Origin of the sequence: uncultured Roseibium sp., from assembly GCF_947499295.1 — a bacterium.
Taxonomy (GTDB): domain Bacteria; phylum Pseudomonadota; class Alphaproteobacteria; order Rhizobiales; family Stappiaceae; genus Roseibium.
Genome location: NZ_CANMNP010000001.1, coordinates 422061 through 434560 on the forward strand (window position 1 = coordinate 422061; position 12500 = coordinate 434560).

General features: G+C 56.2%; 6 protein-coding genes. All 6 read right to left on the reverse strand.

Going from position 1 to position 12500, the window contains the following annotated elements; genetic code table 11:
- Positions 1–376: 376 nt before the first annotated feature.
- A complete protein-coding gene (gene pbpC / locus Q0835_RS01985; protein WP_298958090.1) occupies positions 377–2518 on the reverse strand; it encodes a penicillin-binding protein 1C in 2142 nt (713 codons plus the stop codon).
- A 30-nt stretch (positions 2519–2548) separates the two neighbouring features.
- Entirely contained in the window at positions 2549–8086 is a 5538-nt protein-coding gene (locus Q0835_RS01990; RefSeq protein ID WP_298958092.1) for an alpha-2-macroglobulin family protein, read from the reverse strand.
- Positions 8087–8184: 98 nt separating this feature from the next.
- Entirely contained in the window at positions 8185–8826 is a 642-nt protein-coding gene (parA, locus tag Q0835_RS01995) for a ParA family partition ATPase (RefSeq protein ID WP_298958094.1), read from the reverse strand.
- A 92-nt stretch (positions 8827–8918) separates the two neighbouring features.
- Positions 8919–10052, reverse strand: a complete 1134-nt coding sequence (locus tag Q0835_RS02000) for a lytic murein transglycosylase (RefSeq protein ID WP_298958601.1) — start codon at positions 10050–10052, stop codon at positions 8919–8921.
- A 221-nt stretch (positions 10053–10273) separates the two neighbouring features.
- On the reverse strand, positions 10274–11611 hold the full coding sequence (gene phnE, locus Q0835_RS02005; protein ID WP_298958095.1) for a phosphonate ABC transporter, permease protein PhnE: 1338 nt from the start codon (positions 11609–11611) through the stop codon (positions 10274–10276).
- An 11-nt stretch (positions 11612–11622) separates the two neighbouring features.
- Positions 11623–12471 carry a phosphonate ABC transporter, permease protein PhnE gene (gene phnE, locus Q0835_RS02010; RefSeq protein ID WP_298958097.1) on the reverse strand — a complete coding sequence of 283 codons (849 nt, stop codon included), beginning with the start codon at positions 12469–12471 and terminating at the stop codon, positions 11623–11625.
- Positions 12472–12500 lie beyond the last annotated feature (29 nt).

A 12500-nucleotide genomic window follows, 5' to 3' on the forward strand; every position in this document is an offset into this window, starting at 1 on the left:
TCGCAAATGTGACCATACGCATCCAGCATCGCGGTTCAACACAGAATGCGGTTCCCCCAACCCTCTGAGCCTGTTTTCAAAAACCGGTGTTGCGCGAATGTCACAAAATCGGTGGTGAAATTTAGGAACTGTTAGGAAATAGGCGCGGTTCCGCCCCTAAAATGGGTTTTCAATGAGCAAGGCTTCTAAGGTGGTTTCGGGATTTTCGGTCAATGCGGGGAATCGAATCCGCTTCAAACAGGCCATCGTCACCCACGGGAACCACACGAACAGAGCCAGAGCGATTCACGCAGCAACACAATTGGCTGTCTCAGAATCAGAAAGCCGCGCAGTCCTCGGATCGAACGGGTTCATAAGTTGCGCGTGACACCAGCGGCTATCGAAGCAGAACCGTCACCTTGTCACTGTGACCTGATCTGTCCAGAACGGTCACCTCGGTAAAGCCTGGTCCATCCGGTTGCCAGACCAGCTGTTGGCGACGCATTTTTTCCGGCAATGGCCGTCCATTGATCAAGACCGAATAAGGTGCCTTGCCCCCTTTCAGCTTCACCACCAAAGGCTGAACCTGCAAACTTGGCACCCCGTTCCTGGTTAAGCCCAGGTCCAGCTCCGCGCCGTCCGGCGGAAAGGCGATGCGAAGACCTTGGTTTCTAGAATCGCGGTGTTGAGAATCTGGCAATCGCGCATACCGCAAAGGCACGGGCACTTCGCGTTGCGCTAGCCGGGCGACGTCTGCCGGGGCATCTCGCATCGGAACTCTATCAGGCCCCAGCTTCTGAAAGACCTCAAACAAGATAGGGACCGCCGCTGAAGCGCCGGTTTGACCAGGCACCGGCGTGCCATCCGGTCGACCAACCCAAACGGCCACAACATAACGACCGTCAAATCCTGCCGCCCAGGCATCCCGGTATCCGTAAGCCGTCCCGGTCTTATAGGCGATGTGAGAAGTCTCGGCGCTTTGTGTCTGAGGAAGACCTGTCAAAATATCGCTGACCATCCAGGATGCTTTCCCGGACAGGAACCTCTGTGTTCCCTGAACACTGCTTTCAGCCTTGCAATCTGTTCGGCAGGTCGTGAGTTCAATGGGAACTCCTCCCCTTGCCAACGCTGCATAAGCCTGGGCCAGGTCCTTCAGAGTGATGCCAACCCCACCCAGACTGATCGCAAGACCTGGGGCAACATCCCTCTTCAGCACAGGACGAACACCTGCACGTTTCAAACGCGCGATCAACCGTGCCGGACCGACCGCCTCGAGCAACTGAACGGCCGGAGTATTGAGCGACAGCTGTAATGCTTCACGCAATGTGACGGTGCCTTGATAGGCCTGATCGAAGTTTGTCGGCTGATAGCCGCTGATATCGATTGCCCGGTCCACGATAAGGCTTTGAGGCAATCCGATGCCTTCTTCAAATGCGAGTCCGTAAATAAAGGGCTTGAGGGTCGAGCCTGGTGAGCGGACAGCTCGTGTCATATCCACGTGCCCGAGACGCCCGCCGTTGAGCATATCCGGAGCACCGATCCGGGCGACGATCTCGCCACTTTGATGATCTGCGACAATAATCGACGCCGAAATTGGCGCCGGTAATGCCGTCACCTTTCGGCGTGCCAGTTTTTCAAGTGCAGCCTGAAGATCTCTGTCCAGGGTCAGATTGTGCTCGGACCGGGCCGGATTGCCGGATCGTGCTTCCCTGCTCTCGTGAGGGGCCAGAAACGGCATGTCGTATCGCCTGGCGCGAACAGGCTCGGCCATCGCCGACACCGTTTCGTCCCTGGTTAGGACGCCTGCCTCAAGCGCTCGCCTCAACACTCTGTTGCGGGCTTTCATTGCATTTTCAGCAAAGCGGTCCGGACGCCGGGCTTCAGGGCTTTGCGGGAGAGCGACCAGCAGGGCGGCCTGCGCCGGCGTCAACCGCTTAGGTTCCTTGCCAAACCATGTCAGGCTTGCAGCCCGCACCCCCTCAAGGTTGCCACCGAACGGAGCCCTGAGCGCGTAAAAGTGCAGGATGTCTTCTTTTGAATAGGCCTGCTCGAGCTGCACTGCTTTCAAAAACTGCTCGTATTTGCGCTTCAGCGACCGTGTCGGTCTTTCGTCCAGCAACCTGGCAACCTGCATCGTCAAAGTGGAGCCACCGGAAACAATTTGCCCCTGGCGCAAGCTTGCAAGTACCGAGCGCAACAGAGCCCTGACGTCGATCCCGTTGTGCCGGTGGAAGCGCTGGTCTTCGAATGCGAGCAGCATCTTGATGTAAAGCGGGTCGAGGTTTTCAAGTTCGACCGGTAGCCGCCATTTGTCATCAAGGCTGGTAAAGGCCCTCAGAAGCCTGTCCTGCCTGTCCAGCACGACAACAGAAAGCGGCAGGTCACCCACTGCCGGCAATGGCGGCAAGGCTCGATAGTCGGCCTGGACTTTCAAAATCCCGCACATCGCGAGTGACGCAACACCGATGCTGGCAGCAACAAACCGCTGCCCGGCTTTGCGCCAGGTTTGTCGATGGCGAACGTTAAGCAAGCCAGGCATGTTCCTATCGCCCTGCCGCCAATGACTTTGTCACCTTGTTGGGCCCAGAACGGTGAAGCGGCCTGTTGCCGTGACCGCTCGGCGATCCGGCCGGTACATATCCTCAACGGACGCCGGCGGGTGAGCAAATTCACCCGGCGTTGCCGCGCGCGCCAGATAGGCAAAACTCATTTCCTGACCATTTTGCCGTGTCTGGTCGATCGCAACTTCGAACCTGTCACTATAAAAAGCACTGTGCTCCGGCCGATCAATCATCGAAAGGAAAGACAGGCCACCGAGATCGCCTGAACGGACAAGTCTGGGATTGTCGATCGCCAGTCCCGCAGGCAACCTGTCAACCACCATCAACCGGCCCGGCTGATCAGTCAGCGCACGAACTGTGACGACGACGGCAACACGGGTGTTTACGGGGACAGCTGAAGTATCGATCTCATTGCCGTCGAGATCATAGATCTTCCGTTCGACCGCGTAGTCCGTGCCTCCTGCAGGTTCCGGCGTCAGAGGCTGTCCTGCAACCGAGACAAGCAGATCTGTTTCATCGGCACCGTTGTTAGTAACATTGACGGGAGTGTTGGAAATGGCGTCGCCCGCAAACGACCATGCCAATCGGCCGGGCGTTTCATTTCCATCAACGGATATCCGGGCCTCTTCAGCCGACTGGTTCAATGCCTGGGCTGCAAGCAGCAGCCAGGCCATATCCTGGGTCGAGCGTCCACCCGTTCGTGCCTGCGCTGATTTCAGCGCAGCCAATGCATCTTCCTTCAGTTTTTCTCCCATCGAGGCCGAGACCACGTAGTCGGTGACACCTGCACTGTCACGCAGGATTGACCCGTAGTCGGACCGGTAAGTCTGCTTCTTCTCGCGCGGAAGTGCCGAGATCGCGGCAAGAAAACCCGTCGCAGCCCGTTCCTGCTCACCATAGAGGGCAAGGCTTGCGGCCACCTGAGCCTTGGCAAGCGGCGTGGCGAAGCTTTGCAGCTTCGCATCGAGGTAATAGCGAAGGTCGCCCATGGAAGCCCGTCCGTTCCGCGCCAGGACATAGAGCGAATAAGCAATGCCCTCGCCGCCGTCCTGGAAATCGGAAGCATATGCCAACTGGTTCTCCAGATTGTCGAGCGAGGTCGTGAAGGCAAGATCAGGAACCCGGTAGCCTTTCTCTTTTGCGCGCGTCAGGAAATCTGTGACATAGGCATCCAGCCAGGTATCGCCGTCGCCATAGCTGTTCCAAAGCCCGAAATCACCGGATGCGGATTGGTTGGCCAAAACTGCGGCTATCGCCTTCACGACACGTTCCCGGATGGCACTGTCACCACCAAGGCCGGCCGCTTCCGCCACTTCACTCAGATAGAGCAAGGGCAATGCGCGGCTTGTCGTCTGTTCGGTACAGCCATAGGGATACCGATCGAGCGCCGCCAGCAATCCTGCAATATCAATGCTTGCAGCGCCGCCGGCACTCAGCGTGACATCGACCGTGTCAGCGCGCAAACCGTCAAACGTGTCCGGGCTGAGTGTCAAACTGCCACCGGACGCCAGCTGAAACGATGATCTGCGAACCACTTCAGGCTGAGTATCCTTCACGTCCAGACCGAGGCGTTTGACATATACCTTGCCGTCGGGCCCCGTAAGCGAGGCGACAATTTCCGATCTGATGGGGGATGACCCGGCAGACACAGGCAGAAGCGAAAGTGTCTTCTTGCCGGTTTCAAGATCAATGGTGCGTGTCTGACGGTCAGTGCCGCCTTCAAGTGCCAATCCATCGGCAACGGAAACGTCCAGTTCATAGGAGCCGGACACGCCGTCGACATTGTCAATTTCAAGTGCGAGACGCGATTGATCGCCGGGTGCAAGGAATGCCGGTGCGCTTGCAGTCATCACGACCGGTGAGCGGACCTCAACTTCCTGGTCCGCGTGGCCAACGCCGTCCTTGCTCCAGGCAACCGCCATGAGTTTGAGGGCACCGTTGAATGCCGGCACATCGAACGAAACAGTGACTTCACCGTCCGCGCCAACTTCAACCAGACCGGAAAACAAAGCAACCGGTTCATCATCAGGCGGCGGCGCATCCAGGCGCAGGGCCATGGCATCGCCGCCCGACCTCACCCGGCCAAGCGTGCCGGCAGTCCGGTCAATAAGCTGACCATAAAGATCTCTGATATCCGTGCCGAGACGACGTTGGCCGAAATACCATTTTTCCGGATCCGGCGTCTCGAATGCAGTCAGGTTCAAAATACCGACATCCACCGCCGCGACAGTGACATAAGCTTGCGTACCTGCCTGAAGATTGGCCAGTTTGATCGGTACATCCAACGTCGTTTCCGGCAGGATCCTATCGGGCGCTGAAAGCTCTACATCAATTGCGCGCGCACCTGGATCGACTTTCAGCCAGGACAGGCCCATTGAACGCGAAGGCATCCGGTTCTGATCGAGGTCCATGGGCCTATAGAGACTTGCCGTGACATAGGCGCCAGCACCCCAGTCATCGCTGACAGGTATCTCGACTTCCGTTTCAGCCGCGTCGACTTCAATCGATCGGCTGGATACAAGCCCGCCGGAAACCACATTAATGACGGCAATCCCTGACGTTTGAGGCTTCAGCCTGAGCTTTGCGGTGTCGCCGGGCCTGTAAGAACTCTTGTCGAGGCCGACATCCAGATAGTCTGGTGTCTCCGAAGTCGCATCTGCTGTGTACCAACCAGCATCGAACGTTACAGAGCTTGAGGTTTGCAAATCACCACCGCCCTGGATGTCGAGACTGTACTCACCCCACTCAACCGGGAGCGACAACCGTGCCGGCTGTCCGGCCAGGACGTCAAGATAACCGCTGGACACACGCCGTGTCGTGGTGATCGGCTCATAATTCCACCGACCGTCAACACGGTACCACTGGTATCGACGATCTACTTTCGAAAGCGTCCAGGTGAGACCTTCCGCGCTTTGTTCCGCGCCATCGCCATTGACCACGATGACTGTGAAGTCCGCAGGTCCGCCTTCATCGACACCGCCATCGAAGGCGGGCTTGATTCCAATGCGCGGTCCATCGAGCGCGACGGACAATTCAAGATCGCGCTCCACATAGCGACCACCGGCCTCCACCAGTCTGGCGACCAGTTGGCCGTCATACAACTGCGTGGTATCCGCCAACTCCGGAAGCGTCACATCAAAGGAAAGCTTTCCGTCAGCGTCGGTCTTAAGGCCCGAGGGAAGGCTGCGGCGTTGCGTGTAAACCTCGCTGTCTTCCAAACCAAAACGATACCCGGGGAAAGCCTTGAGTGATCGTGTCGGTTTGACAATGACATCGCCTTCCAGCGTCTGACCACTTGCCGGTGAGCCATAGAGGAATTTGGCATCAAGCGAGACAGCCGTCGGTTCGGTACGACTGAAGGCTGTTGCCGAAGTCGAAAGGTCGAAATCGACCCTTTCGGGCTGGTAGTCCTCAACCAGGAAGGTCTCCTGGCTCAGTGCGCTTGCCTTGGGGTCGGAAAAAACCTCCCAAGACCAGATGCCCTGCTGGGCCGAAGCACTCAAAGTCAGGTCTTGAAGGTGCCCGCCCAATCCGCTGTCATTGACAGTAAAGCGAGCATGCTCGACACCGTCCGGACGGTTGAAGACAAAGGTAAGTGGGAATTCTTCCTGAGCGACGGCTTTGGAATTGCGCAAGAGCGCCTGCGCATGGACGGTTTCACCGGCTTTGTAGATGCCGCGTTCTGTCCAGGCGAAAACGTCCAATGGCCCTGGCGCAGGCCGACCTTCAACGCCGCGGTCCGACAAATCGAAAGCCGGTTTGCGTAAATCAAGGAAAGAATAATCCCCTTCGTCGGTCTCCGCGACCAGAACACCGGGTGCCAGCCCCCCGCGTCCGCGGGTCAATCCCGCTTCAAATTCAGCAAACCCGTCGGCGTTGGTGACCACCTCACCCAGGATTTCGTTGTTGACGGCGAGCAGGCGCACCTTGACGCCTTCAAGCGCGGCAGCCGTGGTCAAGGAACGGATATTTGCGGCCACACCATTTTCGCCACTTAAAGCCGTCAACCCGAGATCGGATACCAGAAACCACTGTGTGGCCAGAGCACTCCAGCGGTTTTGAAGATCCAATTTCGAGCGGGCTGTCATTGCGTAGACACCCGGCTCCAGTTCAATTCCGGTCTCCGAAAGAGGAATGGCAGTCGTAATATCGACATTCAGTTCGTTTTCAGTCTCGACAATTCCGGTCCAGACTTTTTCACCCAGCTCGTCTTCAATCTGCTCGGCTTGATAGGAATCGAGCTGGCGCAAAAACTTGTTGTCTCTCAGAATGTCCGCGATCGTCCTGTTCCCGACCCGGTAAACTGACGCCTCAACCTCCGCAGTATTGACCGAAATGATCGGGATCGTCGGGTTGCCGCCAGCAGGCAGGACGTAGGAGCGGCTGAGGAAATTGACCGACGGCGACCGGTCTTTCACATAAACGGATAGATCTGCGGATCTTTCCAGTTTTTCTCCGTCAGCGGCAGGCAATCCGCTACGAGCCGTAATCTTGTATCTTGCACCGTGCTTCAAGCCGTCGGCACAGATCTGATTGTCGTTTGCTTCAATCGAAGCAGTCCCCTCGCCGATGACGCTGACATAAGGGCTCATGTCTTCGCCGAGAGCCAGCTTTTGTGAAAAGACGAGGCAGATCCTGGGTGACACGCTGTCGGAATCAACCACGTGATCGACAATCCGGAAACCATGTTTGGCAATCAGGTCATCATAGCGGCGGCGCAGATTAGCGTTTTCTTCGAGCGCCAAGGACGCACGAAGGGCCTTGATTGCTGTTTTGAATTCGTTGCGGCGCTCAAATGTTCTGCCTAAGATGTCGAGCGAGAACGCCCTTTCATTGGTGCTGACAGAGCGCAGATACGCATTGATCGCTGCCGAGATGGCGTTCTTCTGTTTGGTTTCCTTTGTTTGCCAATCTTCCGGGTTCTGCAGCAAAAGTGCCGTCGTCAGGCTGGTCCAGCCCTCGTAGTCACCCGGCTCCAGCAAAAGCAATTGAAGGAAATCGCTTTCCGCCAACGCGCCATTTCGGTTGTTCAGCGCAGCAAGTCCGTTGCGACGATTCACGTCAGCGCTCTGGCCATTGCCACGGACCGAATTTTCAATCTGCAGCGAATAGGTTTTTGCGCTCTCGAGTTGAGATTGCGGCACGAAATTCAGTTCCGCCCGACGATCGGCACTCATATCGGCTCGCGGTGCCTGCACCGCCACCACACGCCCGGCGATCGCACCTGAAAAACTCTGGAGTTCACCGAAATCTGTCTTGAGGAAACACCAGCCTGCAGAGGTGTTGAATGTAAAGGCCCGGCACTGGTTGTCCTGCAGACAAGCCGATTTGCATCCGTCCAGATCGACGTCTTTGACCGTTCGGTAATCGCTGCCGAAGAAGTCGGCATCATCGATTGTGACGATGCGTTTGTCCTGGGCACTTGCTGCGTCCGGCTGCAATCCGCCAAAGAGCAGAAGCGTTGCCAAAACAGCTGTTCGGATGCGGGCAGTATCTTTGTTTGATTTCAGAAGTTTATGTTTAAAAACAAGCGAAAAAATAGACATGGCCAATCCTCCGGGGCCTATAATTTTCTCTATCAAGGCACCGGAACGTGACAAGGACAAGGCAAATTTTTGAAGAGTGAAGACTGACAAGGCCTGCGTCAGCCGATCCTGTTCACGAGTTCCTCAATCAATGAAGCAACTTCTTGTGCCGCTTTGCTGCTCGGCGCATCTTCAGTTACGGCACACCCCCGGCCCATGGCCGATGCAAAAACCGTCCGGTTTCCCAGACGGGCACTCAGTGTGTCGTAACCTGATTCTGCAATCGCCTCGGCCATCTCGCCTGTCAGCGAAGCTCGTGGCGGCACTCTGTTGAGCACAAGCAGTGCCGGTGTGTCTTCTCTGGCTGCCAGTTCAATCGTCTGTGATGTCGCCCACAGGTCCACCGGCGTTGGCTGTATCGGAACAATAACAAAATCAGCGGCGTCTATGGCCGGCTTTGCGTCCGTGTCTGTTTTCGGAGGTGTATCGATGATGACATAGCCATGCGATCTTGCCAGAGACCTTGCCTCCCGGCGCGCGCCCCACCCGGAAGCAGTGCGAAACTCCAGACCGGTCTCATTCTCGCCATAAGATTCCTCCCGGGCTTCATACCAAGTTCCAAGAGTTCCCTGCGGATCCACATCCAGAATTGCAACCGGCTCACCAGATTGTTTTGCCAGAGCAACGGCCAGGTGAGCTGCCAGTGTGGTTTTTCCCGAGCCGCCTTTTTGTTGCGCAACTGTCAATATCCGACCGGACATGGCGAACCTCCAAGTTTCCGGCTCAATATTGCGTTGCAAAATACTGCAGCGCAACAAGGCAATTCGTTTTAGCGCTGAACAAACGCCTCGATCTAGCGCCCGCCAAGTGCGTAATAGACGTTCCAGGACGGACGACCAGTGACAGGCATACCGTATTTAGCTTCGGCTTTGCGGATGCCTTCGCGGGTGGCCGGACCGACTTTTCCGTCTGCCTCACCTACATTAAAGCCGTTTTTGTTCAAGAGCTTCTGAAGCTCCAGCCGCTGCGCCCTCGACAATCCCGGATTGTTTGTCGGCCAAGGTGTCTTGAACGGGTCACCACCAGCAACGAGTTCCGATAGCAGGGCAATCGCCATGCCGTATGACGTTGACGCGTTATAAGATCGCAGTGCACGAAAGTTCCTTGTGACGAGGAAGCCAGGCCCTTTGGCACCCGCTGGCCGGATAAGAGCTGCCTCCAGCTTGCCGGACAGTTTGCCACCATCAATCCTTGTTAAACCGCGTTTGTTCCAAGTTGCCAGAGACGCATATTTTTTACGGCCCGAAGGACCGGAATAGCTGCTCGGCACCTTCACTTCAATGCCCCACGGGCGGCTGTCGCGCCAACCGGCGTTCTTCAAGAAATTCGCAGTCGACGCCAATGCGTCCGGCACGGAGTTCACGAGATCCTTGCGGCCATCCCCATCAAAGTCCACAGCCAGGCTGTTGTATGTGCTCGGCATAAACTGTGTCTGGCCGAATGCACCTGCCCAGGACCCCCTGAAATCGTTGATCGGCACGTCCCCGCGAGACGCGATCTGCAGGGTCTTGATCAGCTCACCACGGAAATACTTTTGACGGCGTTTGCCCGCGCACGCCAGTGTCGCCAAGGCATGGGGAGTATAAAAATCTCCTCTGAACTGGCCATAGTCGCTTTCGATGCCCCAGACGGCGAGCACCACATGACGGTTGACGCCATATTTTTTCTCAATGGCGGACAAAGTATTGCGGTGTTTCTTGAGGTTTTTCTTTCCGTCGTCAATCCGCTTGGCGTCCACCAGAAACGCCATATAGTCCCAGATCTCGGTCTTGTATTCCGGCTGTGACGTGGAGAAACGAATGACTTTCTCGTCGTAATTGGCGCCGGAGAGCATACGTTCGGCAATTTCCGGTTTAACGCCAGCTGAAACAGCCTGCTTTTTCAAGGATGCGACACAGCTCTCGATCGCATGTGCAGAGACGGTCATGCCCGTCACGAGTATTCCGGCCCCAACAGCCGCGCTTGTCCAAGTCTTCCAAAAACCTTGCTGCATCGCCCGCTCCGCCAGCTCTGATTCCTTAAGGGAACGCTGACACGGTAGCGCAACGGAAATGCGGCAAAAAGATGCGAACAACAGTTTTCAAGCAAAATCAGGGCATACAACGCCATCAGTTGGCCGACTTGTCGTTCTTCTGTGCCGGCGTCCGACTATTTTCCTTCGATCAGTTTTCGCCGGAGCCAGCTCGATGTCTGGTCCATGATGATCACAACGACTATGGTCAAAATGATGATATAGCTTGTATTTTCCCAGTCTCGTGACGTTTTCATTGTCTCAACGAGCATCAACCCGATGCCGCCTGCCCCAAGAGCCCCGATGACCGTTGCCGAACGGGTGTTCGATTCCAGGTAATAAAGGACCTGTGAAACGAAAACCGGCAGGATCTGCGGGATCACCCCAAACCGGTAGCGCTGTAACTGACTAGCGCCTGTCGCGCGCACGCCTTCCACCTGCTTGTTGTCGATATTCTCAAGCGCTTCTGAGAAAAGCTTTCCAAGAGAGCCGGTGTCGGTAAACGCAATAGCCAAAGCACCTGTGAGTGGACCAAGGCCAAAAGCGCGAATAAAGATCAGCGACCAGATCAGCATGTCGATACCTCGCAGGAAGTCGAACAGCCGGCGAGTACCGAAACGAAGGATCTTGGAGGGCGTGAAATTCCGGGCAGCCAGAAAGGCCAGCGGCAAGCCGAAAAAAGCTGCCGTCAAGGTGCCGAGCACCGCCATCATGATGGTTTCAAAAAGAGCTATAAACACTTCACCATGCTGCCAGTCCGGATTGTCCAGGAATTCGTGCATGATGTACGACATGTTGGACTGAGAAGGATCGAGACGCTCGTTCGACAGGGCGATTGCCCAGAGCTGACTGAACGGCATGCCATGCAGTTCCGATGTGAACGGGAACCAAAAATTCTCCCAGCCACCGAAATAATTGTGCACCTCAATCTTGGTTCGAGTCACCTGCACACGCCGGTCGAGGGTTGGTCGGGCGTCGAACTTTTTCGGATTGTCCCTGAGCCACTCAGGCACGGGGCCGGACGGTAGCTCGGTGTTGACACCGCTGTTGGTGGCAGTGACCTTGATAACGCCATAGTCCGGGACGTCAAATTCCATCACCTTGCCGGTGATAGCGACCGAATAGCCCTCGCCCAAATCAACGAAAGCATTTGTCCCTTCAACCTCGACCCAATCGGGTAGCTGGTTGATTTCATACGTTGCGCGTCGTTCACCTTCTATCGAGACTTCCATGATGTCACGGCGAAGCAGCTTGGTGACGTGAACTTTGTAGGCCACCGAGTCAGTCGCCAGGATTGCCGCCCGCTCGGGCTGAGCCTTCGACAACAGTTGCGGGACACCGAACGCAAACCAAGTGTAAACGAGGTAAAGACAGACGACGACAGGAGCGGCGACTGTAATCCATGCCCTTCGGCGGACATTCTGAAACACCGTGTTGCGATCAAAAAACGGTTCGTTGAACGTGTCGTAAGCCATCTTCAACCTCCTCAGTGCGCCCGGCCTGCGCCGACAAGCTTGCCGCGAAGGTAAGAGGACAGTTGGTCAATCATCATGATCGTGAAAAAGAGCAGAACGAAAATGGCTGCTGTCTCGTCGCCCGCTCCCTTACCCCAGCCGATTGTCCGGCGTAACTCCTGTCCGATGCCACCTGCACCGACAAAACCCAGAATTGCCGATGCACGCACATTGATTTCAAGACGCAACAGGAAATAGCTGAGATAATTCGGTGCGACTTGCGGCAGGACAGCAAATCGAATGCGTTGAAGCCAACTTGCGCCGCAAGCCGACAGCCCTTCGATGGGCTTGCGGTCAATATTGTCATTCACTTCCGAGAACAGCTTGCCGAGCGCACCTGCCGTGTGGAAGGCGACAGCAATCATGGCAGGCACCGGACTGGAACCAAGCACAAAAATCAGAAAGAGCGCGATAATGAGTTCTGGAAAGGCGCGCATGATGTCCATCATGCGGCGCACCACGGGTATGAGCGGTCCCCAGCTGTCGACATTGCGTGTCGAGGTCATCGCCAGAACCACGGCCATGGCGCCGCCAATCAGAGTGGCAACAGCCGCGATATTGAGCGTTTCCAGCATTGCGGGAACGAAATGCACGATCAGCCCGAAAAAGGCCGGTCCGGCTTCCCATGCCTCAAGAACGATCTCGCCCGGATAATCGAAGAATTTTGTCAGGCCCTGCAAGAAGCCGCCGGAATTCATCTCGTTCGATTTAGAGTATCCGGACATCAGTACGGCAACGACCAGCAGCAGCCCGATCAGGGAGTAAAGCTGGCGTCGTTTGCGCAGTGTCAGGATTTCCTGTTCGAGTGCGGCAACAGCCATTTCAAGATCCTTCGAGGAAGTCATAGAAA

Bases quoted from the DNA above. Each gene is read 5' to 3' on its own strand.
- phnE (WP_298958095.1), bottom strand. From the start codon at position 11,611: ATGGCTTACGACACGTTCAACGAACCGTTTTTTGATCGCAACACGGTG.
- pbpC (WP_298958090.1), bottom strand. From the start codon at position 2,518: ATGCCTGGCTTGCTTAACGTTCGCCATCGACAAACCTGGCGCAAAGCC.
- Q0835_RS01990 (WP_298958092.1), bottom strand. From the start codon at position 8,086: ATGTCTATTTTTTCGCTTGTTTTTAAACATAAACTTCTGAAATCAAAC.
- parA (WP_298958094.1), bottom strand. From the start codon at position 8,826: ATGTCCGGTCGGATATTGACAGTTGCGCAACAAAAAGGCGGCTCGGGA.
- Q0835_RS02000 (WP_298958601.1), bottom strand. From the start codon at position 10,052: ATGACCGTCTCTGCACATGCGATCGAGAGCTGTGTCGCATCCTTGAAA.
- phnE (WP_298958097.1), bottom strand. From the start codon at position 12,471: ATGGCTGTTGCCGCACTCGAACAGGAAATCCTGACACTGCGCAAACGA.